Raw genomic sequence first — 25,589 nt, 5'->3', positions numbered from 1 at the left:
CGGCGGCGGGGTCAGCCCTTGACGGGCTTGCCGCGGCCCCAGGCCCAGGCGAGGCGGTCGGCGCCGGACTGGTTGGTGGTGGCCAGCCAGGGGCGGTCGGTGGTGCCCGTCAGGGTCTGGATCGAGTACATGTCGTCGGTGCGCAGGCCGGGCCAGTAGACGGAGCCCATCTTCAGCTCGCGGAAGGTGTCGGTGACGGCCTGCATGTAGTTGATGAAGTTGTTGTCGGGGGTCTTCTTGTTGTAGTCCAGGCCCGTGGTCATGAAGGCCCCGAACTCGTCCGCGACGGTCCGGTTCGCGCAGTCGCCGATACGGACCTTCAGGTCGGCCACCCACTGGTCGTAGGTCGCGTACTCCTTCCAGAACCCGTAGTGGTGCAGCGAGAGATACGTGCCCTTCAGGCGCGGGTCGGCGCAGACCGTCGTCACATGGTCGTTGTAGCCGGCGCCGCTGACGAACACCCGGTTGCGCGGCACCTTCGAGTACGTCGACAGCCACTTGGCCGCGATGTCGGCCCACTCGGTGTCGGTGTAGCCGTGCGGCTCGTTCATCGGCTCGAAGTAGACGCGCTTGTCGTTCTTGTACGCCTTGACGACGGTGTCCCACATCGGCCAGTAGCGGGCCGTGTCGTCGATGAAGCCGTCCTTCTGGGCGCCGGTGCCCTCCCAGTAGGAGACGATCACCTTGAACCCCTGGTCCGAGGCCGCGTCGATGACCCCGCGGTAGGACTTCCAGTAGGCGCCGTTGACCGTGTACGGGTTGATCGGCAGCCGCACGGTGTTGGCGCCGAGGTTCGCCCGGAACGCCGCGATGATCCGGCTCGCCTTGGCGTAGGTCTGCTGGTAGGTGTCCGAGGTCGACAGGCCGGACAACTGGAGGTAGTCGTCGGCGAAGTTGTCCCGGGGGTCGGCCCAGTTCACGCCCTTGAACGAGGTCGGGTCGAGGGTGGGCGCGGCGGCATGCGTGGAGGTGGCCGAGGCCGGGCTGCCGGCCAGGGTCGCGCCGGTGACGGCGGCGACGGCGACCGCGACGAAGGCGGCGCGCAGACGGGGGGAGAGGGAGGACGCTCTGGCGGGGGACTTGCGCATCAACTTGCCCTTTCAAGTTCATGTTTGCGTAAACATGGAGCCCCGCAGTGGCTGATGTTTACGTAAACATAGCGGCGCCGGAATCGTGGCACCCGGGCCGGTGATCGTCAAGGTTTCGCGCACGTAACGTCGGATGACTCGTGTGGCGGTCGTGGCCAGAGCGTCGAGGCCGCCGCCGACCCCGCCTCCGTCGCCCCCGCCGCCGACCCCGCCTCTGTCGTCCCCGTGCGGGACGGCAAGGATCCCGCTCGAGGCGCGCTCGTCCTCGGGGCGACAGCCCGGCGCTGCTTCGGCACTTCGGTCAGGGCGTCGGCGTGAGCGTCACGCGCCCAGCGGGTTCAGCGTCAGCGGCTCGATCTTGCCCTCCAGCATCGCGCCCAGGCCCTGGGCCGCGCAGATGTCGGGGCGTTCGGCGATGTGCACCGGCATGCCCGTGGCCTGGCGGAGCATCTGGTCGAAGCCGGGCAGCAGCGCGGAGCCGCCGACCATCATGATCCCGCGGTCCGCGAGGTCGGCGACCAGGTCCGGAGGGCACTCGCGCAGCACCCTGCCGATGCCGTCGAGCACGGCGGTCAGCGGGGTCTCGATGGCGTCCCGGACGGCCGCGGTGTCGACCCGCACCGAGCGGGCGAGGCCCGTGGCGACGTCCCGTCCGTGGATCTCGGTGGACGTCGGCCCCTGCGGGGTGAGGCCGTTGCCGGACAGGGCGACCTGCAGGGGCCGGACGGACTGGCTGGGCAGCATCAACTCGTGCTCGTGACGCAGGTGTTGGACGATCGCGTGGTCCACCGCCTCACCGCCGACGGGAATGCGTTCGGCGGTCACGATCGAGCCCAGGGAGAGGACGGCGACCTGTGTCGCGGCCGCCCCGCACACCATGATCATGGTGGCCTCGGGGCGTTCGACGGGCAGCCCGCAGCCGACGGCGGCGGCGATGAGCGTGTCGACCAGCTCCACGCGCCGCGCGCCGAGACCGACCAGGGTCTCGATCGCGGCGCGCTGGGCGAGCGGGTCGGCGTCGTGCGGTGTGCAGGCGGCGGCGCGCAGGAAAGGCTTGCGGCGCAGCTGGCGGCGGATCTTGTCGCCGAGCAGATGGCGCAGCATGCGCTGCGCCATCTCGATGTCGACGACGGTGCCGCCGGAGACCGGGCGCACCACACGGATGTAGTGCGGAGTACGGCCCGTCATCTTCTCGGCGAACTCGCCGACCGCGATCAGCGCACCGGTGCGGGTGTTCACGGCGGCGGCGGACGGCTGGTCGACGACGAGCCCGGCGCCCTTCACATACACCCGCGTCCGCGCCGCTCCCAGATCGACGGCGAAGTGGCAGCGGCGCAGCTGCTCCAGACTGGCGGTCATCGCAGTTCCTCCCGAGAGCACAGACCGTGCAGGCCGCCGGGCGGTCGGCCTCCCTCGCATCGTGCGGGGGCGGGGCGTCGGCCGCCTTTTCAGGGGGGCCGGGCGGGGTGCGGCCGAACGGGTGGGACTACAGGTTCCGGGCCGCTTCCAGCACCGGCGTGAGGGAGGGGACCGCCACATCGCAGCCCGCCCTCAGCAGGGCCTGCTCGACGGTCGGGTTGCGGGCGAGGCCGATGAAGCGCAGGCCCACGGCCTGGGCGGCGGCGAGCTCGGCGAGCGTGGAGCCGATCACCAACCCCGTGACGGCGGGCGTGCCGAGGGAGCTCAGCGCGCGCAGCAGACAGTGCGGATCCGGCATCAGGCGGCCGAGGTCGTCATCGCGGCCGTGCACGCCCTCCAGGAGCGGCAGCAGCCGGTAGGACTCCAGATGGCGGCGGACGGCGGGTTCGCACACGTCCGTGGCGACGGTGACCCGGCGCCCGGTCTCGCGGAGCGCGCGGACGAGGGCCGCGGAGTGGTGTGTCGTCGGCGCGTCCGGTACGGCGTCCAGCTCCAGTCGGTCGAGGCGGTCCCGCAGGACGGGGGCCAGCCGGTCGTGGGCGAAGGTGCGCAGGACGTCGAGCGGGTGCACGAACAGCTCCCGGCCCGCCGACCCGCCCGGAGCGACCGGCGGACGGCCCGCCAGGGCGTCCTCGGGGTCGCGGTGTTCGGCGACGACGAAGAGCAGGTCGAGGGCGGCCGCGCGGGCCGACGTCGACGTGAACAGGCGGGCGAGGGGGCCGTCGAAGCCGAACAGCACGGTCTCGGAGTCGGCCAGCAGGTCCGCCAGCGGGCGGTCGGAGGGTCCGGTCGGCCGACGCACCTCGGGGGGCGGGGCGTAGCCCGGCGCGAGGGTGACCGCGCAGGTCACCGCCAGCCCCGGCACCGGCCACCTGCCGAGCTGCGCGTTCACCGCGCGCTGCGCGCCGGGCGCCCGCCGGACGGAGTGATGGCGGGTGATCCGGGCCCCTGCCTTGCGCACGTGCGCCATCAGCTGATCGGCCAGTCCGAACACCTCCGCCCGCACGAACGCCACCGGGTCGGCCACCCGCCAGGACAGCTCCACGGCCGCCGAGAACGCGCCCTTTCCGGAGCTGGGCAGGGAGACCCGGTGGACGGCCTGCTGGGGCGTGAGGTCCACCTCGTAGTAGGTCGTCGGGGCGGGCGGGCGTCCGCCGTAGGGGTCGGCGGGGTTGAGGAGGGTGAGCGGGCCGTCGGGACGCGTGTGGACGATCGCGGTGCGGCCGGGGGCGGGTATGCCGAGCTGTCTCAGGTCACGGGTGAGCAGCGGCCCGCGCACCAGGTCACGCCCGTCGTCCGCGGCGCGCGGCGCGGGCAGCGGGCAGTGCCAGGCGAGCGGCGGAGCGTCCTCGGCGTCGCCGTACAGCGGCCGGAAGCGGTGGGGGCCGGAGGCGGCGGAACTGTGGGCGAAGGCGTCGTGGAGGGCGGGCGGGACGGTGATGAGGACGGGCGCGTCGCTCTGCGGCGGCGTGAAGGGGGTGGGGCCGTCATGGAACGTCACGCGCAGGCGCGGCGGTTCGGCCAGGTCGGCGAGCGGGCCGGGGAGCCAGCGCAGGGCGGCGGCGAGGACGGGCAGGAGATAGGCGTCGGGGCGGAACCGGACGACGTAGCCGTCCTTGCGGACGAAGACCTCGTACTGCTGCGGTGTGAGCGCGCCCCGGGCGAGCACTTCGTGCACGGCGACTTCGAGGGTGATGCGGGTCTCGGGGCGAGCCGTGAGGTCGGCGTCGGTGGTGAAGAGGAGCGTGGGGGAGGGCGTGGGATCGGACCTGGGCTCGGGCGCCGGGACGGGGGGTTCCGCCAGGTCCCCGCCCAGCCGGGCCACCGTCTCCGCGCTCACCGTCGCGAACGCCGGACCGCCGTCGTCTCCGCCCCCGTCGGCGCCCGTCTCCGCGCGGAACTCGCCTGCCGTGCGGCCCGCTCGTTCGTCGATCAGGCCGCCGATGTGCTCCAGGAGTTCGCGGGCGCGGCCGCGTGTCGTGCGCGGCAGGGTACGCAGCAGGAGGTCGCGGACGCCGGGCCGGAAGTCGTAGGAGCCCGGCGGGCCGGGGGCGGTGGTGAGCATGCCGCTGAGGATCACCTCGGCCAGGTGCTGGGGCCGCGGGTCGCGGTTCACGGCCCGCTGGACCAGGCGCATCACCGGGACGGACGGCACGGCGAGCGCCAGATGACCGGCCAGCCGGAAGGCCTCCGGGGACGCGGTGGCGCGGAACCGCAGGACCAGGTCCTGGGCGGGCAGGGCGACCGGGTCGGGGGCCTCCCGGTCGGTGGTCGGGGGAGCGGCGGGGGCCGGCGGGAGCCAGGCCGCCGCCCCGGGGGTGCGGGCGCCGCCCGGACCGGCCACCAGCGCCGCCCAGTTGGCCAGCCAGGGCGCGCCCGGTTCCAGGACCGGCAGGGGCAGCGCCGCGTCGGGCACGGGCCGCCCGGCCTCGGGGTCGGCATCGGTGTCGTACGGGGTGAACGCGAGCGCGGTGAGCGGGGCCGCCATGGTGGGGGACGCGAGCAGGCCCGGCTCAGCAGGCAGTGCCGTCGTGGGCCACAGGTGCTCGGGGAGCGGCTGGACGACGGCCAGCGGCATCCGGGCCGCCCAGTGCCGCAGGGTGGCGTACCAGCGCGTCCCGGCCGGGCCGGGGCGCCACTGCGGGCCCATGCAGTCGCTGACGACCAGGGTGACCGTCCGCCCGTCGGCCGGAGCGGGGAGGTGCCGGGCCCGGCCGTCGGGCGTGGCCGGGTGCAGGGTGACCGTGCGGAAGATGCCCGACTGGACCAGCACGGTGTGCAGTTCGCGGACGAGGGGCCGCCAGACCGGCATCGTCGGGCCCGTGTCGTGGACGAGGTGGAGCCGCAGCCAGCGGTCGCGCGCCGGGCGCAGGACGGGCAGCCACACGTCCGGGTGGGCGCCCAGCCGGGCGATGCGGTCGGTCGTCGCCCGCTCGTCGAGCAGCCGGGCGCGCGCCGACGGCACCGTCCGCTTCAGCGGGCGCAGGGCGCGCTGGAGGGCGAGGGGGTGGGGGAGCATCGGCGGCGCGGGCGCGAGGAGCGGCCGGCTGCCGGTGCCGGCGGCGCCGCCCTGGGCGGCGGGGAGGCGGAGGGGGACGCGCTCGGCGGGGGCGGCGGGGACGGCGGGGGTGATCGGCGGGTCCGGTCGGGCGGCCGGCGGCGGCACGGGCGTGGCCGGCGGCGTCCTGCTCCCGGCCGGGTCGCCTGCGGCACTGCCTGCCGTACCGCCGTCTGCCGTCCCGTCCGCGATCTCCGTGGCGCGCTCGTCGCCCTCCTCCGACCGCCCTGCCAGCCACAGCAGTTCCGCCAGCTCGCGCGGGGTCGGCGGCGTCTGCGCGGTGGCCGTCAGGAGCGCGGTCAGCCGGGCGAGGGCGGAGGAGTCCTCGGCCGCGCGCGCCGGTGTTCCCTCAGAAGCCATCGCCGTCCGCCGTCGTGCTCAGGTAGGGCATCAGCTGTTCGGCCAGGGCGTCCCGGGAGTCCGTGTCGAGGCCGGTGACGCCGGTGAGGTAGAGGGCGTTCAGCAGCTGGTCGGTGGCGAGTTCGCCGTCGGCCGCGCGGGTCAGGAAGCGGCCGATGAGGCGTTCCGCCTCGCCGGGCGGGGTGTCGAGGTGGGCCCGGACGATGTCGGTGAGCTGGGCGTGGTCGGGGCGGCGCAGCTTCAGCCGGACGCAGCGGCGCAGGAAGGCGGGCGGGAACTCGCGCTCGCCGTTGCTGGTCAGGACGACGAACGGGAACGCGCGGCAGCGGACCCGGCCGCGGGTGACGGCGACCGGGGTGTCCGAGCCGTCGGCCAGCACCTCCGCGGTGGCGTCCGCGGCGGAGTGGCGGGCGGCGCGCATGAGTTCGGGGATCTCGTACTGGCCCTCCTCCAGGACGTTCAGCAGGTCGTTGGGGAGGTCGAGGTCGCTCTTGTCGATCTCGTCGACGAGGAGGGCGCGCGGCCGTTCGTAGGGGAGCAGGGCGGTGCCGAGGGGGCCCAGCCGCAGATGGTCCTCGACCCCGCCGCCCAGGCTCTCGACGTCCCCCTCGGCCCCCGCCCGTGCCGCCTGCCGGGCCGCGTACAGCCGGGACAGCGGGTCGTAACTGTAGAGGCCGTCGGCCAGGGCGGAGCGGCTGGTGATGTTCCAGCGCAGCACCGGGCCGAGGCCCAGCTCGCGGGCGACCGCGTAGGCCAGGGAGGACTTGCCGGTGCCGGGCGGGCCGGTGACCAGCAGCGGGCGGCGCAGCACGAGGGCCGCGTTGACGAGCTCGACGCTCTGCGGGGTGGCGACGTACGAGCGGGCGCGGTGGACGCGGTCGGGCGAGACGGCCGCCTCGTCGTCGGCGTCCCGGGGCGGCGGCACGACGGGCTCGCCGTCGAACGCGCGCCAGGGCGGCGGCGCGGGCAGCCGGTCGATGCCGTCGTGCGGCTCGCTGCTTCCGGTGTAGACGGACCAGTGGGGCATGGTTCTCCGAAACGTGGGGGTGGGGCGGCGGCTCAGGCCACGGGGGAGTGGGCGTGGGCGGGCGCGCCGTCGTGCGGGTCGGTGAAGACGCGTGGGTCGTCCCACAGCAGCTGGATGTCGTGCGCCCAGTGGCCGTCCTCCGCGTCGGCCTCCTCGCGGAGCGCCAGGACCCGGCGCGGGAGTTCGGCGGGCGGCACCTGGGACAGACAGACGTCGAGCTCGTCCAGGAACGTCTTGCCCGCGCACCCGTCCCCGCCGGTGCAGGGCTCGTCCGGCCCGGTGGCGCAGCCCTCGCGGGACCAGACCACTATCGGGGCGGGCGCGTTGAGCGAGGTGTCGAAGTGGGGGCGGGTGCGGGGCACGCCCGGGGCGGTGGCGAAACCGGCGAGACAGGCGTCGTCCTGGCGCAGCCGTATCCGGAGCCGGCGGGGTTCCTCGGGGCCGCCGCACTCGACCCGGTGCACGCGCGCGCCCGGCGCGGAGTCGAGCCGGTTCCACGCCCGGGTGAGCTGGTGCCGCACGCTCGCCCTGCGGCGCGCCTGGTCGGTGACGACGAGCGGGTACACGCAGCCGAGCGGGGTGTCGTCGTCGGGGGCGCTGGCCCAGCGGTCGACGGGCAGGTCGATCCAGTCGCGGGGCAGCGCGAACGCGATCAACTCGTCGCAGCCGGGCGTCAGATAGCGGAAGGCGGCCTCGATCCGGTCCTGCACATAGGCGCGCAGCCCGGCCTGCGGGACGGTGTCGGAGCCGACCGGATGCCGACGGCCCCCGCTGTACGCGGACACCTCGACGCGGACGTGTCCGTCGCCCGCGCCGCTGTGCTGGAGGTCGACGAGGATCGGCGACCAGTCGGGCGCCGCGGCCGTCTCGACGGGGGCCTGGAACATCGACTCCACATGGGCGGTGAAGCGGGCGACGGTGGCCGCCGCGTCGGCGCCGTCGACCTCGCACAGCACGAACAGGGCGGCCGACCACAGCGAGTCGAACCCCTCGTCGGGCGCGTCCGGGTCCAGCGGACCCCGGGCGGCCTCGTAGAGCCGCACGCGCCGCCCGACGGCGCCGGGATCGCCGGGATCGCCGTCCAGGCCCTCGCGGACCGCGCGTTCGACGAGTTCGCGCAGCCGGGCGCGGTCGGCGGTGCGGTGGTCGGAGGTGGGCACCAGGCCCGCCAGGTCGGGCCAGTAGCGGGCCATGACCTCGACCGGCATCATCCGCCCGTTGTGCACGCCCCGGTCGCCGGCCGCCGCGGTGACCATGCCGACGACCTCGCCGGTGTCGGCGAGCGTGACGGCCGCGCCGCTGAACCCGGGCGCGAGCGGCTGCCCGCCGGGCTGCCAGGCCTCCAGCTGGATCCACTCGCGGTTGAGCAACTGGGTCGCGGTGATGCGGTACTCGGCGAGCGTGCCCTCGTCGAAGCCGACCGGGAAGCCGTAGACGACGAGCTTGCGCGGCCGGTCGGACCGGTGGGCGTGGGCGTCGCCGACGGGGGCCAGTGCGGCCGGGGCCATGGGGACCTCGTGGGCCAGCTCCAGGACGGCCAGGTCGCCCAGGTCGGTCGCCGAGCCGCCCCAGCCGCCGTCGGCGACCACCCGGGCCGGCACGGCCGGCGCGCCGGGGCGCTCGGTGAACGTCACCGTCAGCGTGTCGGCGGCGGCCCGGTGCACGACATGAGCGCAGGTCAGCACCTTGCGCGGGGTGATCAGGAAGCCCGCCCCCGCCACCTCGCCGGCGCTCTCGATCCGGGCGTGCCACTCGGCGCTGTTCATGAGACGGCGGCGGGCCCCGGCCCCTCCGTGGAGGACGGCGACCAGGTCAGCTTCACCACGAGATGCCCCTCCGCCGTGCCCTTGGCGATGATCGCGCCCGTCTCCGCCGACAGCTTCACCCCGAACTCGATCTCCACCCCGTCCGGCTTCAGCGCCCCGTCCCGGAACACCCGCAGCGCGGACTCGGCGGCCGCGCGCACGCCGTCCAGGGCGCTCTCGAAGGTGCGGGCCGCCTGGACGGTGCCGTCGCCCCGGGCCACCAGCCGCGAACCGGGCCGCGCCTGGGTGACCGCCTCGACGGCGACCACGGCGCCGCTGTCGGTCCTGAACTCCACCAGCTCTTCCACTACGCCCCCGTGGCCCCTTTCCGTTCCCGTGCCGTTCCCGTGCCGCTTGCGACGCTCTGCCGCGCTGCGGCTCTGCGCGCATCCATTGTCACGGACGGTGCTCGGGATTGTCCCGCATTCAGTGGGGCCGCGTGGGACGGATCACTCCCAGCTCCATCAAGTCCTGCGGTCGGATGCGGAGTTGATCCGCCGTCAGTTCCACCTCTGCCTCGGGGCGCTTGAGGATGGCGGCGGCGAGTTCCGGGGCGATGACGGAGAAGTAGCTGTCCGGCGTGGCCCAGGTGCGGCCGGGCGCGGCCAGCGCCAGCGCGCCGCCGGAGCCGCCCTCGCCGATCACCAGCGTGGTGAGCGGGGTGCGGGCGGTGGCGACCACGCCGAACAGCTCCGCGATCGCCGCGCCCGCCCCCTGCCGTTCCGCCTCGGCGTCGTTGGCCGCGCCCGGGGTGTCCACCAGGGTGAGCACCGGGATGCCGAGGCGGTCCGCGAGCCGGATCAGCCGGGCGGCCGTGCGGTAACCGGCGGGCCGGGTCGCCGCCCCGGTCTGCGCGGCGTACGCGACCGTACGGCCCTGGTGGGCGCCGAAGCCGCACAGCATGCCGGCGGGGTCCGCGCCGCCGCACCGGTCGCCGGAGATCGCGAGCCGGTCGGTGAAGTAGGCGTCCAAGTAGCGTGCGGCACGCGGGCGTCGCGGCGAACGGGCCCGGCGCACGGCATCCCAGCCGGAGGCCGGGAGATCCGTCGTCCCGAGGGCCTCGGGCACCGGAGCCGGGTCGGTCGAGACGCCCGTCAGCAGCCGCAGCCACCGCCCCAGCGTCTCCCGCAGCTCCTGCGGCCGGACGACCGCGTCCGCCGACCCCGCCATGACCTGCGCCTCGGCCGTGTAGGCGGCCGGGTCCGCGTCCGGCGGCCGGACCCGCGACCCCGCGAAGCCGACCTGCGCGCCCGGCAGCGCCAGCACCACGTCGGCGCCCGCGCCCAGGGTGGCCCAGCCGCCGCCGGTCGTCGGATCCCGCGCCACCGCGATCTGGGCCAGCCCGGCTTCCCGGGTGAGCGCCGACTGCCGTGCCACCCGCTGGAGTTGGGTGAGGGCGAGCATGCCCTCCTGCATCCGGCTGCCGCCGGTGGCGACCAACGGCACGACCGGCAGCCGGTGTTCACGGGCGTACGCGTACGCGGCCTCCAGCCGGTCGCCGGTGCGCTCGCCCAGAGAACCGCCCAGGAAGCCGAACTCGAAGGCGATCAGCACGGCCCGGGCGCCCTCGACGCGTCCGACGCCGCAGACCACGGACTCCGACTCGCCGGTGCGCCGGGCGGCGCGGGCCCGCGAGTCGTCGTAGCCGGGCCAGGCGAGGGGTCCGTCGCGGGTGAAGTCCTTCTCGTCGTGGGGGAGTTCATGGAACTCGTCGGCGACGAGGGCGATGACCTCCCGCGCGCTCGCCCGGTCCGTCGTCATGAGGGCAGCGCCCGCTTCATGATCTTCCCCATGTCGTTGCGGGGCAGCGCGTCGAGATACCGGACCACGCGGGGCCGCTTGTGCGGCGCGAGCCGACGGGCCACATGGTCGGCCAACTCCCGTTCGTCCGGCGGCACTTGCGGATCCGACGGCACGATCCAGGCGACGATCCGCTCCCCGAGGTCTGCGTCCGGCTCCCCGGTGACGGCGGCCTCGCGCACCCCCGGATGCTCCAGCAGCGCGTTCTCGATCTCACCGGCCCCGATCTTGTACCCGCCGCTCTTGATCAGGTCGGTGGCCTTGCGCCCCACGATCCGGACGTACCCGTCGGGATCGCGCACGGCCACGTCCCCGGTCCGGAACCAGCCGTCGGCGGTGAAGGCGGCGGCGGTCGCGTCGGGACGGTTGAGGTACTCGGTGAACAGGTTCGGCCCGCGCACCTGGATCTCCCCGACGGTCTCCCCGTCGTACGCCGTGACGACGGTCCCGTCCTCCTCCACGAGCCGCAGCTCGACGCCCGGCAGCGGCACCCCGACGGTTCCCGCCCGCGCCTCCCCGTCGGCCCGGACGCTGGTGTTCATCAGCGTCTCCGTCATGCCGTACCGCTCGATCACCCGCCGTCCGGTCGCCGCCTGGATCCGCTCGTGGTCGTGCACGGGCAGCGCGGCCGAACCGGACACCAGGAGCCGGGCCCGGCCCAGCGCCTTGGCCAACTCCGGCTGTTCGGGGAGGTCCTGGGCGATCCGGTGGTACATCGTCGGGACGCCGAACAACATGGTCGCGCCGTCGTTCAGTTCCCGGGCCACGCCCTCGGTGGTGAAACGGCCGAGGTGACGGACCGAGCCGCCGCGCCGCAGCGGGCCCAGGACGCCCAGGACCAGGCCGTGGACGTGGAAGAGGGGGAGGCCGTGCACCAGCACGTCCTCGTCGGTCCACTGCCAGGCGTCGGCGAGCGCGTCCAGGGTCGTGGCGAGCGCCCGCCGCGGAAGGACGGCGCCCTTCGGCGGCCCGGTGGTGCCGGAGGTGTAGACGACGAGGGCCGGGTCCTCGTCGCCCACGGGCTCCCGGGCCGCCCCGCCGCCGCGGGGGGCGTCGTGCACGTCGACGTCGATCCGTTGCAACTCCCGGAGCGCGGCGGGCAGTTGGTCGCCCGGGGCCGCCAGCACCAGGCGCGGCGCACTGTCGGAGAGGATGTGCCCGAGTTCCTTCTCGCCCGACTTCGGGTTGAGCGGGACGGCGGCGACGCCCGCCTCCAGCGCCGCCACCACGGCCACCGCGGTCTCCAGTTCCGGTGTCGCCCAGACGGCCACCCGGTCGTGGCCCGCGAGCCGGTCGGCCAGCGCGCCGGTCGCGGCGGCGAGCTCCGCGTACGTGAGGGAGCGGTCGCCGAACCGCAGGGCGGGCCGCCCCGCTGAAGCGCCCGTCAGGGCCGGGAAGAGAGAGGACACGCGTCATGCTCCTTAACTGTCGAACCTGCCGTCTGCCGCCTGCCGGGTCTACCCGAACCCTGGCACGACCATCACCAGCCACACCACCGCGGGTACGACCGCCACCACGGCCCCTCCGTAGATCATCAGCTGTCTGAAGAAACGCTCGCGGTCGACCTCCGGCGCCGCGGCCAGAACGAGCGCGCCGTTCGTCGAGAACGGGCTGACGTCCACGACCGTCGCCGACACCGCGAGCGCGGCGATCATGCCGACCGCCCCGATCTCGCCCTGCGCGAGGAACGGCACGGCCAGCGGGATCAGCGCCCCCATGATCCCCACGGAGGAGGCGAACGCGGACACGATCGCGCCGATGTAGCAGAGCAGCACCGCCGCCAGCAGCGGGACGCCGATGCCGCTCACGCCCTCGCCGGCCCACTTGATGGTGCCCATCTCGTCCAGGACGCCGACGTACGTCAGGACACCGCAGATCAGCAGCACCGTCGACCATGCGATCTGGCCCACCGCCTTGCGGCTGTCCTCCGGCCAGAAGGTGCTCAGCAGGACGGCGAGGGTGATCGCGGTCAGCCCGGCGTCGAGGTCGAAGGCGAGCACGGCGACGACGAGGGCGACCAGCGCGCCGAGGGTGGCGACCCGGGCCGGGGTGAGGCTCACGGCGACGGCGACGGCGGGAGCGTCGCTGGCAGCCGCGACGACGGTGGCGGTGCCGGAGGGCTGCCCGGCGGTGTCGGAGGGTTGTGCGGCGGTCCCGTCGAGGGCCGGGGGGTCCCCCTTCGCGGGTGCGGCGCCGGCCTCCGGAGCCGGCCCCGCCGCGGCTTGCGCGCCCCGCGCCCACAGCTTCCGTCCGCCGAACAGCACGAACACGACGGCGGCGATGACGAGATTGGCGAACAGGGAGGCGAGGAAGAGCGCGACCTCGTTGCCGGGGAGGTGCTCGCGCTCGACGATGCCGTTGACGATCGTCCCGTAGATGCTGATCGGCGAGAAGCCGCCCGCCTGGGCGCCGTGCACCACCATCGCGCCCATCAGCAGCGGACTGATCCCGTACTGGGCGGCGAAGCTCAGCGCGATCGGCGCGACGATGGCGACCGCGGCCGGGCTGACCGCGCCGATCGCCGTGAGCGCGCCGGTGAGGGCGAACATCACCCAGGGGATGAGCGCCACCCGCCCCCGCACGAGCCGGATCGCGGCGTGCACCAGCCAGTCGGTGGTGCCGTTGGCGCGGGCGATCGCGAAGAGGTACGTGACACCGACCAGGACGACGAACAGGGCGCCGGGGAAGCCGGCGAAGATCCCGTCCGCATCGAGGTCGGCGACGAGTTCGCCGACCCCGAAGGCGGCGGCGAAGGCCAGCGCGCCCATGTTGACGGAACGGGTGGTGGCGATGACGAACACCACGACCAGGACGAGGATCGAGATGAGTTCGGGGGACATACGGGCTCCCGTCGTTGGGTCCCGAGCGCAGGAGAGTGGGGGGAGTGGTTCGGTGGTGGTTCGGTGGGCGGTTCGGTAGTGGTTCGGTGGCTGAGTGGATCAGCCACTTTGCTGGGCTGGGGGTAGCGTGGAGGCAGCCGGAGCGCCCGTCAAGAGGGCGTGCGGCGACGAGAGGGGGACCCCGTGACCGACGCCCTGCGGCCCATGACGAAACAGCGCCTCTACGAGCAGGTGCTGGACCGGCTGCGTCAGTACGTCGTCGAGGGCGGCCTGAAGGCCGGTGACCGGCTCCCGCCGGAGCGCGACCTGGCCCAGCGGCTGGGCGTCAGCCGGGCCTCGGTGAAGCAGGCCATCGTGGTCCTGGAGGTCCAGGGCCTGGTGGAGGCGCGGCACGGCGGGGGCACGTATCTGGTCCGCGACAGCCTGGACGTCGAGCCGGTCGAGGAGATGGTCGAGCGCCGCCGGCGGCTGCCGGACGTGCTGGAGGCCCGCGAGGCGCTGGAGACCAAGCTCGCCGAACTGGCCGCCGAGCGCCGCACGGAGGAGGACCTGACCGCGATGCGCTCGGCGCTCGCGCACATGGCCGAGGAGATCGAGCGGGACGCTCACGGCGTCGAGGGCGACCGCCGCTTCCACGCGGCGGTGACGGCGGCCGCCCACAGCAGCCTCCTCGCGGAGTTCATGCGCTCCATCGCCGACCAGATCGCCGAGAGCCGTACCGAGTCCCTGCGCCAGCCCGGCCGACCCGCCCGCTCCCTCGCCCAGCACCAGGCCATCGTCGACGCGATCGCCGCCCGCCGGCCTCGGCAGGCGGCCGCGGCGATGCGCCGGCACGTGCGCACGGTGGCGAAGGTGCGGCTGCTGGACTGGGAGCCGGGCGACGACGAGAGGGAGGGCGAGGGCGAGGACTGACGGTCGGGTCGTCGGCCGTTAGCCTGCACGGGTGCGCGAAAGGCGCACGGACGTACGAGAACGGAGTCCTGTCGTGCCCCGAGTCGCCCTCGTCACCTATGACCCCCGGCCGGAGCCGAGCAAGGACCGCGACCTTCCCGTGCTGCGAGCCGCGCTGGAGGCGGCGGGGGCCGAGGCCGACGCCGTGATCTGGGACGACGACGAGGTCGACTGGGCCTCCTACGACCTCGCCGTCATCCGCTCGACCTGGGACTACAGCTGGCGGGCGGACGAGTTCACGGCGTGGGCGGAGCGGTGCGGCAAGTTGACGCGACTGGCGAATCCGGCCGCCGTCGTGCGCTGGAACAGCGACAAGCGCTACCTCGGGGAGCTCGCGGCGGCCGGGGTGCCCACGGTCCCCACGCGCTACCTCGCCCCGGGCGAGCCCACCGGCCCCGACGGCCCCACCGGCTCCCATGGACTGCCGGGCGACCACGAGTACGTCGTCAAGCCCGCTTCCGGCGCCGGCGCCCGCTACGCCGCCCGGTACACGCCCGAGCAGCACGAGACGGCCGTCCGGCACCTCGCGCGGATGCACGCGGAGGGGCTGACGGCGATGGTGCAGCCGTATCTGCGCGGCATCGACACCGGCGGCGAGCGGGCCCTGCAGTTCTTCGGCGGACGCCTCCTGCACGCCAGTCGCAAGCGGGCGGTACTGGCGCCCGGCATCGCCTTCGACGCGGACAAGGTCGCCCACCCCGGCCTGGAGCCCTGGACGCCGACGCGGGCCGAGCTCGCCGTCGCGGAGCGCGCCCTGGCCGCCGTGCCGGACGCGCCCGAGCTGCTCTACGCGCGGGTCGACCTGGTGGACGGCGACGACGGCGAACCGCGCGTGATGGAGCTGGAGCTGGTCGAGCCGAACCTCTTCCTGTTCCTGCACCCGGAGTCGGTGTCGGCCGTGGCGGCGGCGATCCTGGCGGCGGCCGTCACCCCTTGACCGCCGCCTGACCGCGGCCTTCGGATTCCCCTGTTCTTCCCCCGTTCCTCCTACTGTCTGGCCGTCGTCCGTTGCAGCAGTCCCCAGGTGAACTCGGAGACGACCTCCCGTTCCACCCCCCGACCGTCCGGTGCGGTGTAGGCGAGGCCCCAGCGGGTGGGGGCGGAGCCCTCCAGGGGGTGGGCCGGGGCGAAGGCCTCGGCGACCTCGTCGACCGTGCAGGACCAGGGGGTGAGGTCGGCGAGGCTGGTCAGGGTCGGCGGTTCGGATTGCGGGGCGCGGACCAGCCACTCGTTCCAGGCCATGCCGTTCGGGGCGACCAGCACCTCGAAGCGCAGCTCGGGCCAGAGCTGGACCGGCCAGAGCCAGGCCTCGCAGTCGAGGTCGCCGACGCGGCGGGGGGTTCTGGACTCCGGTTCGCCGAGCACCGTGCGGTAGCGGGAGAGCGCGCCGCGTGAGTGCGGGGAGTGGGTCATGGACTGCCAGCGCTTGTTGGCCTCCCGCATCTGGGTGAGGGAGACGCCGAGTCCGCGGCGTGCCGTGTCCACCAGTTCCGGGTTGTGGTCGTTCATGCGGCGCAGCAGGACGAGTTGGAAGTCGAACGATGTGAAAGAGCCGGCAAGGCGCTTCTGGGTCGGCATGCCCCCCATCCTGGCCCACCCGCACGTTTCACGACCATTGCCCAGCGGAAAGCCATATGACAGCCTGTGTTCGTCATGCCGATCGCCTGTTGAAATCTCGAACACAGGCACTGAGACAACTAACTAAGGGAGGGGGCCGGACATGGGACGCCTCGTACCTGCCGTGACCCGAGCTCTCGACATTCTCGAGCTCTTCCTCGACGGGGACGGTTCGCTCTCCGCCCCCGACATAGTGCGCAAGCTCCAGCTTCCGCGCACCACCGTGCACGAACTCGTGACCACGCTCTCGGCGCGGTCGTACATCGTTCCCGTGCCCGGACAGCCCGGACGGTACCGCCTGGGGGTCCGCCCGTACCAGCTCGGCAGCCGCTACGCAGAGCAGCTCGACCTCGCCGCCGAGGGTCAGCAGGTCGCGCGCACCGTCGCTGAAACGTGTGACGAGACGGTCCACGTAGCGATCCTCGAAGGCACCGACGTCATCTACATCGCCAAGGTCGACTCGACGCACGCGGTCCGGATGGTCTCGGCCGCGGGCCGCCGGCTGCCCGCCCACTGCACCTCCGTCGGCAAGATGCTGCTGGCCTCGCTCCCCGAGCCGGAGCTCAGCGCGCGGATCCCCGACGACGCCGACCTCGTCCGGATGACCCCCAACAGCATCACCGAGCCCGACGCCCTGCGCGAGGCCCTGGCGGAGATCCGCGAGCGCGGGGTCGCCGTCGAGAGCCGCGAGTCCAACCCGGACGTCAGCTGTGTCGCGGCTCCGGTGCGCGACCGCACGGGTCAGGTCGTCGCCGCCCTCTCCATCTCGGTGCCGATGATCCGCTGGAGCGACGAGCGCCGCGTCGAACTGGAGCAGCTCGCCATGAAGGGCGCGGCCGAGCTGTCCGAGCTCCTGGGCTACCGGAGCGTGGCATGACGACGACCGGCACGGCCTACGAGGTCGCGGTCCGGGCCGAGGCGACCCTCGGCGAGGGCCCGACCTGGGACCCGGCCGCCGGCCGGCTGCTCTGGCTCGACATCCTGGGCTCCCGGCTGCACACCTACGACCCCGCGACCGGCCGTCGCACGGTCCGGGTGACCGACCAGCACGTGGGCGCGGCCAAGCCCCGCGCCGGCGGCGGCCTGGTCCTCAACCTGCGGGACGGCGTGGGCCTCCTCGACGACGACGGCGGCTTCCGCTGGCTGCACCACGAGCCGGTCCCCGGCCGCCGCGCCAACGACGCGGCCGTGGCCCCCGACGGCTCCCTGTGGGCCGGCACCATGCGCTACGACGAGGCGCCCGGCGGCGGCACCCTGTCCCGGCTCACCGGCGACGGCTCGGCCGAGGTGATCCTCGACGACGTGGCGGTGAGCAACGGGACGGGCTGGAGCCCGGACGGCACGCTGATGTACTACATCGACTCGCCGACCCGCCGCGTCGACGTCTTCGACCGCGCGCCGGACGGACGGGTGTCCGGCCGCCGTCCCCTGGTCGAGATCGAGGACGGCGCGGGCTTTCCCGACGGCCTCACCGTCGACGCCGACGGCTGTGTGTGGGTGGCGCTGTGGGACGGGGCGGCGGTCCGCCGCTACACCCCGGACGGCGCACTGGACCGGGTGATCGCCCTGCCGACGCCGCGCGTCACGGCCTGCGCGTTCGGCGGCCCCGACCTGACGGACCTGTACATCACCACGGCCCGGGTGGGCCTGGCCGCCCCGCACCCGGTGGCGGGCTCACTGCTGGTGGTCCCGGGGGCGGGAAAGGGCCTGGCCCAGCCGCCGTTCAAGGGCTGACAGCTCGTCACCGCGGGCAGCGGCGCCGCGGGGGCGGCTCCCGGCCCACCGGGGGCGGCCCCCCGCAGCGCCGGGCCGCGCAACCCGCCCCGCCGCCCCCGACGGCCGCGCCTACTCCAACCCGGCCCGCTTCAACTCGTCCCCCGACAGCGGCGGCCCGCTCAACGCGGGCTTCAGCGACCCCACGGCGGCGGCCACCAGCACCGACGGGGTCAACAGCACCTGCGGGCCGCGCTCCAGCGACGTCACGTCCGTCACCCGGCGGGCGATCCGGCCGTTGCCGGTGGCCGTGTGCATCAGACGGCCGACGTACGCCGACTGGAGCCGGTCCCGCAGCGTCGGCCCGTTCTCGGTCGCGCCCGGATAGAACACGTCCTGGCCGACGGCGAGGTCCCAGGCGGTCTGGGCCGGCCGGGCCACCGCCTTCTGGACGCGACGGGACAGCCGGGGCGAGTCCCACCCGTGCCGCCGGACGACGTCCCGCAGGGCCACCGCGCTCTGGGCGGCGACCGCGAGGCCATGGCCGTAGAGCGGGTTGTACGCGGCGAGGGCGTCCCCGAGGACGGCGAAGTTCTCCGGCCAGGCCGGCATCCGCTCGTAGAAGTGACGGCGGTTGAGGGTGGTCCGGGTGTACGACACGTCGGACAGCGGCTCGGCCTGTTCCAGGAGCTGCCCGATGACGGGGTGGCGCAGTTCCTCACGGGCGAAGCGGACGAAGTCGTCGTTGGCGGAGGAGGGTTCGCCGCCCCGGGTGCCGTTGAGGGTGACGATCCAGCGGCCGTCCTCGATGGGCAGCAGAAACCCCGCCCGACCGGGCCGGCCGTCCCGCGGGTCGGGCTGCACGTTGACGATCGGGTACCCGGACCGCGCCTGCTCGGGCGCGAGATACAGCCGACTGGCATAGGCGAGCCCGGAGTCCACCTCGCGCCGCTCCACCGACGGCAGCCCGAGCTCCCCCAGCCACCCCTCGGCCCGCGATCCCCGCCCGGTCGCGTCGACGACGAACCCGGCCGGGATCACCCGCTCCGCGCCGGATCGTTCCTGCGCCCGTACCCCGGTGACCGCACCCGCGTCCCCCACGAGCCCCACCGCCTCGGTTCCGGACAGCAGTTCGACCCGGTCGTCCGCGAGGACCTGCGCGCGGATCGTCGCGTCCAGGAGGTCGCGGCCGGCCAGGATCACGTGGTGGGACTCGGGCCAGCGGCGGAACCAGCCGCGCGCGCCCAGGACGACCATGTCCGTCGTCACCGGGGACCGGCGCGCCCCGACGGCCAGCAGCGCCTCGACGATGTCCGGCAGCAGTTCCGCCACCGCCCGCACCCCGCCCGACCACAGCATGTGGGCGTGGCGGGCCTGCGGCAGGCCCTTGCGGGGCGCGGGGCCGTCGGGCAGCACATCCCGCTCGACGACGACGACCCGGTCGGCGAGGCCGGTCAGGGCGCGTGCCGCGAGCATGCCCGCATGGGATCCCCCCAGGACTACGGCGGTTCTGGCGGGGTTGGAGGGTTCACTCATGCGTGGACAAGCTCTCTGCCGGGGCGTTCGCGCGGGCGCGCACCGCCTGGATGTCGTCGGGGTGGCGAAGGACGAGGGACACCGCCTGGATCTCCCGCAGGAGGTAGGTGGTGTCGGCGCGGGGCGGGGAGGACAGGGAAGCGGCGGCGGAGGCAGGGGAGGCGGAGGCGGGGGAGGCGGGGTGTTCCGGCGCGGGCGGCTGCGCGTGCGGCCGGGACCGCTGCTCCCTCGCCTCGACGGCGTCCAGGAGCGTCACCGCGGCGGCCAGCGTCTGGGCGACGCCGCGCTCGAAGCCGAGGGCGACGGCGGCCTCGTAGGACCGGGCGCGCAGATCGTCGTCGAGGTGCCGGGCCAGTTGGAGGAGCGCGTCGCGGATGAACGTCTCGCGGCGGATGAGCCGCAGTTCCGGGGTGGCGCGCAGGTCGAACGGCTCGCGCCCGCCCGCGACGGTCCGCATCAGCCGGGACAGCGGCTTGAGGCTGCGGTGCCGACGGCGGATCCGCCACCGCTCCTGCAGGTACTGGCCGGCGTGCGGGACGATGAAGCCGATCGCGACCAGCGTGGCGGCGACACAGGCCGCCGACGGCGCGATGCTGGTGTTCAGCCAGTCCAGGTCGTGCCCGGTCCACCGGGCCGCGACGGCCGTCAGCTTCGCCGCGCTGAACAGCAGGTTCGTCACATAGCCGGCCCCCAGGAACCTCAGGCCCCAGCGCAGCCAGGCGTCGAGGCCGTCGGTGCGGCTCCAGTTCCACACGAGCCGGGCCGTGACCGAGCAGGCCACCGTGTGCGCGAGCAGGTAGAGCAGGATCTCCTCGCGCATGAACGGCGTGTTGGCGTAGTAGGTGTCCAGGTCCTGGATCTGCTCCACGGGGACGTCGGCGAGCGCGAACAGCACCCACAGCGCGACCACCACACCCGCGTAGACGGAGACCACCCAGCGGGTCGCGCGCCGGGTCTGGGCGGAGCGCTCGGTGCGGCCGTTGCGCCAGGCGATGATCAGCAGCAGCCAGGACGCGGACAGCGCGGTGAGCAGGGAGTACACCCAGGGGGCCGCGATGTTCGGCACACCGGTGACCCGGTTGGTCCAGGCGATGGTCTTCGGGGCCGCGAACACGAACACCGCGCAGGCGAACACCAGCAGGCCGCCGACGGCGCGCAGCAGCGGGTCCCGCCAGAGCTTGAGGATGCTGGGCAGCTTGATGGCGAGGGCCGCGCCCAGGACCACGGTGGGCAGCCAGAACGAGATGTACATTCCATGGCTCACCGCGCCGCACCCCGGCGTCCGCGATAGCCGAGGGTCCGCTGGACCGCGGAGGTCTCGGCGGCGGGGCCGACGGGTCCCGCCTGTCCCGCGGATCGGGCCGACCCGGAGACCGTCGCTGCGGAGTCGGTCAGATAGCGCCGGACGCGGGCCGCGAGCCGGTGCCCGAAGTCGTCGGCCTCGGCCTCGTCGTCCGCCCGGGAGCCGTTGCGGGCGGCGACGGTCAGCGCGATGGAGTCCCAGTCGGACCGGTCGGCGATCCGGTCGGCGAGGACGCCCGCCGCGGCCGTGCCGACGCCGTGGTGGTGGTGCCGGTGCCCGGCGTGCAGATGCCACAGCTCATGGCCGAGGATGACCAGCTGCTGCACGTCCTCGGCCCGCTCCTCGACGATGACCAGGTCGAAGTCCTGGAACTCCACCCACAGCCCGGTCACCTCGAAGGCGTCGGGGAAGCGCTCGAAGCGCAGCTCGACGGGGCGTCCGCCGCGCAGCGCGGACATCTCCTCGCACAGCGCCCGGCACACGTCCCGCACACCGCGGGGCCGACAGGGGCGCGCCCGCAACGCGGCGGAGAGATCGCCGGTCAGCTCGCGCATGGCGGGTCCGGTCCTCGCGCGCCGCAGCGCCGAGGCGATCCGGGCCGCCCTCCCGCGCGCGCCCGCGACGTCCATCAGCTCCCCCTTCGCAACCGCCGTACGGCGGCCTGTTCGAGACTACGCGGCCGGTCGTGTCCCCGTCACGAGAAGTCGTCGAGCGGGAGATCGGCGAAGGAGATCGTTGAGGACTCAAGGATAGAAAGCGCTATCAGAGATCCTGTCGAAAGCATTGACGCGCAGGCGCTTCGATTTTACGGTCCGTTCGAAGTTGCGAGCATGATCCGAAATGTCGAACGAATGGTCACCGACAGCAACGACAGGGGCAAGGTATGGGACAACCTGGCCTGAATCGCAGGCAACTGCTCGCCGCCGCGGGCGGACTGGCGGTGGCGGGCAGCCTCGGCTTCGCGGCCCTCGGCACGGGAGCCGACGCGCTCGCGGCCGGCGCCCGCACCCGCGTCCGTTACTGGAACCTTTTCCAGGGCGGCGACGGGGCCAACCAGGTCGCGATGGTGGACGCCTTCCGCAAGGCGAACCCGGACACCGCGGTCAAGGACTCCACGCTCGCCTGGGGCGGCCCCTACTACACCAAGCTCGCCATGGCCGCCGCCGGAAACCGCGCCCCCGACCTCGGGGTCATGCACCAGGGCCGCATCCCCGGCTTCGCGCCCGGCCGCCTGCTCGACCCGTGGGACGTGGACCTCCTCGCCCAATACGGGGTGCGAGAGGCCGACTTCAACCCGGTGCTGTGGCAACGCGGCGTCGTGGACGGCAAGTTGTACGCGCTGCCGCTCGACATCCACGTCCAGCTGAACTTCTACCGCAAGGACGTCTGCGAGAAGGCCGGCCTCCTCGACGCCGACGGCCGCCTCCCCACCGCCACCTCCACCGACGACTGGTTCGAGATCCTCAAGACCGCCAAGGGGCAGCTGAAGAACGGCCGGCAGACGCTCGGCCTGCACGCCAACGACCAGAACTTCTGCTGGTGGTTCTTCGTCGCCTTCTACCAGCAGCTCGGCGGCACCTACTTCGACGACGACCGGACGACCCTCACCTTCGACACCGACAAGGCCACCCAGGTCCTGGAGTTCCTCCGCAAACACGTCACCGACGGCTATGTCACCGTCGGCGAGGCGGACGGCGAGGCCTTCCTCGCCGGTTCGCCCTTCACCTGGGAGGGCAACTGGTCGGTGCCGTACTTCAACGGCGAGAAGGTCGAGTACGGGGCCCAGCCGCTGCCTCCGGTGTTCGGCTCCCCGGCCACCCACGCCGAGTCGCACTCCTTCGTCCTGCCCCACCAGGCCGGTCGCGGCGGCGACGCGGACAGGGGCGCGTACCGGCTCGCCGCCTACATGGTCACCCACGCCACCACCTGGGCGAACGGCGGCCATGTCCCCGCCTATCTGCCGACCTTCGAGGACCCGGCCTATCTGAAGCTCGCCCCGCAGAACGAGTACTCGCGCCCGGCCATGGACCACCAGGCCAACGAACCCCACATCTGGTTCGCCGGCTCCACCGGCATCCTCGCCCAGCGCCTCGGCCCGATCGTCGCCGCCTCCAACCTCGGCTCCGCCGCACCGGACGCGGCGGCCCGCCGCATGAAGTCGACGCTCCGGCAACTGCTGACGATGAAGAACCCGATGGACGGCCGCACGGCAGCCGAGGAGCTGAAGGGAGCGAGCGCGTGACCACCCACCCGAGCACCCACCTGAGCACGCTCGCGCACGCCGGGACGCTGCCGTCGTCGCGCACCGCGGTGGCCGCCGACTCCGCCCGCGCCCGCTGGGGCCGCCGTTTCCAGCACGGCGGCTGGTTCGTGGCCCCCTTCTTCGTCCTCTACGGCCTGTTCGTCGTCCTGCCGGTCGTCCGCGGCCTCTACCTCAGCTTCACGGACGCCAACATCTCCGGAGAGCACACCGGTTTCGTGGGCCTCGACAACTACCGCGAGGCCCTGAAGGACGACCTGGTCTGGGACTCGCTCTGGCACAGCGTGCAGTTCACCCTGTACGTGGTCCCGGCGATCGTCGTCCTGGCCCTGCTGATGGCCCTGATCGCCCACCACACCGTGCACTTCAAGTGGCTGTGGCGGCTGTGCTTCTTCGCCCCGTTCCTGCTGCCCTCCGCGGTCATCGGCAACCTGTGGTGGTGGCTGTTCCAGCCCACCAACGGCATGGTCAACCACGTCCTGGGCTGGGACACCCCCTGGCTCACCCAGAAGTCCACGGCGATGCTCGCGGTCGTCATCGCGACCGTCTGGTGGACGGTCGGCTTCTCCTTCCTCCTCTATCTGGCCGCCCTCCAGAACATCCCCCAACATCTCTACGAGGCGGCCGAGTTGGACGGGGCGAACGCCTTCCAGCGGATGCTCCACATCACCGTGCCCAACCTGCGCAACATCACCGGGCTGGTCTTCGCCCTGCAGATCCTGGCCTCGCTCCAGGTCTTCGACCAGGCGGTGGTGATGTACCAGTTCGGGCCGGGACCCGAGGAATCGACCCGCACCTTCGTCCAGTACACCCTCGAACAGGGCTTCACCAGCTACCGCGTGGGCTACGCCTCCGCGATCTCCTTCATCCTCTTCATCATCGTCGCGGCCGTCGCCCTCGGGCGGATGTGGCTGCTGCGCAACCGCGAGGAGGGCACGCCCCGATGACGACAGCGACGACGAACCCGACGGCCGAGCGGCCGACCCCCCTCCTCCGCAAGCCGCGCAGCACCTGGACCCCGGCCCAGATCGCCCTGACCCTGGTGGCGGCGGCCCTCTCCCTCCTCTGGCTGGCCCCGCTGGCCTGGGCGCTGTCCACCTCGCTCAAGACCCCCACCGACTCGGTGACCTCCCCGCGCTGGATCCCGCAGGACTTCACGGCGGAGTCCTGGAAGGCGGTGATCGAGGCCGGCAACATCCCCAACTGGTTCGTGAACTCGGTGGTCGTGTCGGTCTGCGTCACCTTCATCGTCCTGGCGGTCGCCTCCCTCGCGGGCTACGGCTTCGCCCGCACGGAGTTCCGGGGCAAGTCGGCCCTGCTGGCGCTGACGATGGCGGGCCTGATGTTCTCCCCGGCGATCCTCGGCGTCCCGCTCTTCACCACGGTCCAGTCGCTCGGCATGGTCGACACCTACTGGGGCATGATCCTGCCGCAGTGCGCCCCGGCGGCGATGGTCTACATCCTCTACAAGTTCTTCCAGTCGCTGCCCCGCGAACTGGAGGAGGCGGCCTTCATCGACGGCGCGGGCCGCTGGCGGATCTTCTTCACGATCGTCCTGCCGCTGTCCAAGCCCTCCCTCTCGGCGGTCGGCATCTTCACCTTCATCGCCTCCTGGAACAACTTCCTCTGGCCGTACATGGTGACCAACAACCCCGACCTGATGACCATGCCGAACGGCATCGCCACCGTGCAGAACGCCTTCGGCATCGTCTGGCCCCAGCTCATGGCCGGCGGCCTGCTGGCGGGCCTCCCGCTGATCGTCGTGTTCGTCTTCTTCCAGAGCCAGATCGTCAAGGGCGTGGCCCACACGGGACTGGCGGGACAGTAAGGAGATCCGGTGCGCCTCAGTCTCAGATCCGCGACGACCCTGCTGATCGCGGCGGTCGTCACCCTGCTCCCGGGCACGGCCCGGGCCGACGTCACCTACCCCGACCCGCAGCCGATCACGGGCCAGCAGATCATCCACGACCCGACGGTGCTCCGCCTCAAGTCCGGCGGCTACGTGGCCTATTCGACCGGCGGCGTCATCGGGGCCCGCACATCGAGGGACCGCGTCCGGTGGGACGACGCGGGCAACGCCTTCGACCGGCCGCCGAGTTGGTGGTACGAGTACAACGACACCGGCGACCCCTGGGCCCCCGACCTCTCCTACCGGGCCGGCCGCTACTGGCTGTACTACGCGGTCTCCTCCTGGGGCACCAACCACTCGGCGATCGGCGTGGCCACCTCCCCGAGCGGCCTCCCCGGCACCTGGACCGACCACGGCAAGGCCTTCGCCTCCGAACGCACGGACTCGTGGAACGCCATCGACCCGGCCCTGATCCAGGCCGACGGCCGCCTGTGGATGAGCTTCGGCTCGTACTGGACAGGCATCCGCATGGTCGAACTCGACCCGAGAACGGGCAAGGCGCTGCCGGACGCGCAGGTCCACCATCTGGCGACCCGCCCGGACGCCCCCTACGCGGTCGAGGGCCCGTACATTGTCAAGCACGGCCGCCACTACTACCTCTTCGCCTCCTACGACACCTGCTGCGCGGGCGTGAACTCCACCTACAGGATCAGGGTGGGCAGATCGACGTCGGTGACGGGCCCGTACGTCGACAGCACGGGCAAGCCCCTGCTGGAGGGCGGCGGCGACCTGCTGCTGGCCGGCCACGGCCGCTACGTCGGCACCGGCGGAGAATCGATCTTCAAGGACAGGGGCAGAGATGTCCTGGCGTACCACTACTACGACGCGGCGGACGGCGGCACGCCGAAGCTGGGGCTGAACACCCTGACCTGGAAAAAGAACGGCTGGCCGGCAGTCCTTTAG

Annotated in this window: 21 protein-coding genes and 1 pseudogene; 9 read left to right on the top strand and 13 right to left on the bottom strand. The window is 73.3% G+C overall.

The genetic code is table 11. The annotated features are described in order from the left end of the window. Positions 1-11: 11 nt before the first annotated feature. Positions 12-1,088 (bottom strand): cellulase family glycosylhydrolase, encoded by a 1,077-nt coding sequence (locus tag ABZ725_RS30590; RefSeq protein ID WP_358805743.1) that lies wholly within the window; start codon positions 1,086-1,088, stop codon positions 12-14. Positions 1,089-1,229: 141 nt separating this feature from the next. Between ABZ725_RS30590 and ABZ725_RS30585 the strand changes: the two are divergent. Beyond that, a pseudogene (locus tag ABZ725_RS30585) lies at positions 1,230-1,406 on the top strand (DUF397 domain-containing protein); the annotation flags it as partial. 3 nt (positions 1,407-1,409) lie between these two features. Here ABZ725_RS30585 and ABZ725_RS30580 read toward each other — a convergent pair. From ABZ725_RS30580 to ABZ725_RS30545, 8 genes are all read right to left on the bottom strand, one after another. Next, a complete protein-coding gene (locus ABZ725_RS30580; protein ID WP_358805742.1) occupies positions 1,410-2,447 on the bottom strand; it encodes a rod shape-determining protein in 1,038 nt (345 codons plus the stop codon). 127 nt (positions 2,448-2,574) lie between these two features. After that, positions 2,575-5,925 carry an SAV_2336 N-terminal domain-related protein gene (locus tag ABZ725_RS30575; RefSeq protein WP_358805741.1) on the bottom strand — a complete coding sequence of 1,117 codons (3,351 nt, stop codon included), beginning with the start codon at positions 5,923-5,925 and terminating at the stop codon, positions 2,575-2,577. Then, positions 5,915-6,952, bottom strand: coding sequence for a MoxR family ATPase (locus ABZ725_RS30570; protein WP_358805740.1), 1,038 nt, complete (start codon positions 6,950-6,952; stop codon positions 5,915-5,917). The genes ABZ725_RS30575 and ABZ725_RS30570 overlap by 11 nt, the downstream gene beginning before the upstream one ends. 32 nt (positions 6,953-6,984) lie before the next feature. Continuing rightward, a complete protein-coding gene (locus ABZ725_RS30565) occupies positions 6,985-8,718 on the bottom strand; it encodes a trypsin-like peptidase domain-containing protein (RefSeq protein ID WP_358805739.1) in 1,734 nt (577 codons plus the stop codon). Beyond that, the gene (locus ABZ725_RS30560; RefSeq protein WP_358805738.1) at positions 8,715-9,065 is read right to left on the bottom strand and encodes a CU044_2847 family protein; all 351 of its coding nucleotides are present in this window, start codon (positions 9,063-9,065) and stop codon (positions 8,715-8,717) included. Before ABZ725_RS30560 ends, ABZ725_RS30565 begins: the two co-directional genes overlap by 4 nt. 118 nt (positions 9,066-9,183) lie before the next feature. Then, a complete protein-coding gene (locus ABZ725_RS30555) occupies positions 9,184-10,518 on the bottom strand; it encodes a carboxyl transferase domain-containing protein (RefSeq protein WP_358805737.1) in 1,335 nt (444 codons plus the stop codon). Further along, positions 10,515-11,966, bottom strand: coding sequence for an acyl-CoA synthetase (locus ABZ725_RS30550; protein WP_358805736.1), 1,452 nt, complete (start codon positions 11,964-11,966; stop codon positions 10,515-10,517). Before ABZ725_RS30550 ends, ABZ725_RS30555 begins: the two co-directional genes overlap by 4 nt. A gap of 48 nt (positions 11,967-12,014) precedes the next feature. Next, complete coding sequence (locus ABZ725_RS30545; RefSeq protein ID WP_358805735.1) at positions 12,015-13,397, bottom strand: SLC13 family permease; 1,383 nt, start codon at positions 13,395-13,397, stop codon at positions 12,015-12,017. A 183-nt stretch (positions 13,398-13,580) separates the two neighbouring features. On the opposite strand from ABZ725_RS30545, the gene ABZ725_RS30540 reads away from it, so the two are divergent. Together ABZ725_RS30540 and ABZ725_RS30535 are read left to right on the top strand one after the other, a co-directional pair. Continuing rightward, positions 13,581-14,309 carry a FadR/GntR family transcriptional regulator gene (locus ABZ725_RS30540; protein ID WP_358805734.1) on the top strand — a complete coding sequence of 243 codons (729 nt, stop codon included), beginning with the start codon at positions 13,581-13,583 and terminating at the stop codon, positions 14,307-14,309. A gap of 73 nt (positions 14,310-14,382) precedes the next feature. Next, positions 14,383-15,285: a hypothetical protein gene (locus ABZ725_RS30535; protein WP_358805733.1), complete on the top strand. Its 903-nt coding sequence runs from the start codon at positions 14,383-14,385 to the stop codon at positions 15,283-15,285. 50 nt (positions 15,286-15,335) lie between these two features. Here ABZ725_RS30535 and ABZ725_RS30530 read toward each other — a convergent pair whose 3' ends face one another. Beyond that, the gene (locus tag ABZ725_RS30530; RefSeq protein ID WP_351909001.1) at positions 15,336-15,926 is read right to left on the bottom strand and encodes a hypothetical protein; all 591 of its coding nucleotides are present in this window, start codon (positions 15,924-15,926) and stop codon (positions 15,336-15,338) included. A gap of 142 nt (positions 15,927-16,068) precedes the next feature. Between ABZ725_RS30530 and ABZ725_RS30525 the strand changes: the two genes are divergently transcribed. Together ABZ725_RS30525 and ABZ725_RS30520 are read left to right on the top strand one after the other, a co-directional pair. Then, positions 16,069-16,842 carry an IclR family transcriptional regulator gene (locus ABZ725_RS30525; RefSeq protein WP_351909003.1) on the top strand — a complete coding sequence of 258 codons (774 nt, stop codon included), beginning with the start codon at positions 16,069-16,071 and terminating at the stop codon, positions 16,840-16,842. Beyond that, positions 16,839-17,699 (top strand): SMP-30/gluconolactonase/LRE family protein, encoded by an 861-nt coding sequence (locus tag ABZ725_RS30520; protein ID WP_358805732.1) that lies wholly within the window; start codon positions 16,839-16,841, stop codon positions 17,697-17,699. The genes ABZ725_RS30525 and ABZ725_RS30520 overlap by 4 nt, the downstream gene beginning before the upstream one ends. Positions 17,700-17,810: 111 nt before the next feature. On the opposite strand, the gene ABZ725_RS30515 is transcribed toward ABZ725_RS30520, so the two are convergent. The 3 genes from ABZ725_RS30515 to ABZ725_RS30505 are packed head-to-tail and all read right to left on the bottom strand — an operon-like array spanning position 17,811 to position 21,146. Further along, positions 17,811-19,214, bottom strand: coding sequence for an FAD-dependent oxidoreductase (locus ABZ725_RS30515; protein WP_358805731.1), 1,404 nt, complete (start codon positions 19,212-19,214; stop codon positions 17,811-17,813). Then, positions 19,207-20,466 carry an MAB_1171c family putative transporter gene (locus ABZ725_RS30510; RefSeq protein WP_358805907.1) on the bottom strand — a complete coding sequence of 420 codons (1,260 nt, stop codon included), beginning with the start codon at positions 20,464-20,466 and terminating at the stop codon, positions 19,207-19,209. Before ABZ725_RS30510 ends, ABZ725_RS30515 begins: the two co-directional genes overlap by 8 nt. Before the next feature lie 8 nt (positions 20,467-20,474). Beyond that, positions 20,475-21,146, bottom strand: coding sequence for a toxin-antitoxin system, toxin component family protein (locus ABZ725_RS30505; protein ID WP_358805730.1), 672 nt, complete (start codon positions 21,144-21,146; stop codon positions 20,475-20,477). 254 nt (positions 21,147-21,400) lie between these two features. Between ABZ725_RS30505 and ABZ725_RS30500 the strand changes: the two genes are divergently transcribed. The 4 genes from ABZ725_RS30500 to ABZ725_RS30485 are packed head-to-tail and all read left to right on the top strand — an operon-like array spanning position 21,401 to position 25,589. Then, entirely contained in the window at positions 21,401-22,759 is a 1,359-nt protein-coding gene (locus tag ABZ725_RS30500; protein WP_358805729.1) for an extracellular solute-binding protein, read from the top strand. A gap of 47 nt (positions 22,760-22,806) precedes the next feature. Beyond that, entirely contained in the window at positions 22,807-23,724 is a 918-nt protein-coding gene (locus ABZ725_RS30495) for a sugar ABC transporter permease (protein WP_358805906.1), read from the top strand. Further along, the gene (locus ABZ725_RS30490; RefSeq protein WP_358805728.1) at positions 23,721-24,605 is read left to right on the top strand and encodes a carbohydrate ABC transporter permease; all 885 of its coding nucleotides are present in this window, start codon (positions 23,721-23,723) and stop codon (positions 24,603-24,605) included. Before ABZ725_RS30495 ends, ABZ725_RS30490 begins: the two co-directional genes overlap by 4 nt. A gap of 9 nt (positions 24,606-24,614) precedes the next feature. After that, positions 24,615-25,589, top strand: coding sequence for an arabinan endo-1,5-alpha-L-arabinosidase (locus ABZ725_RS30485; protein WP_358805727.1), 975 nt, complete (start codon positions 24,615-24,617; stop codon positions 25,587-25,589).

The sequence above is a fragment of the Streptomyces sp. NPDC006872 genome, from assembly GCF_040635845.1.
Classification (GTDB): Bacteria; Actinomycetota; Actinomycetes; order Streptomycetales; family Streptomycetaceae; genus Streptomyces.
The sequence above is the reverse complement of the archived record's forward strand: the minus strand, read 5'-3'. Positions and strand labels throughout refer to the sequence as shown.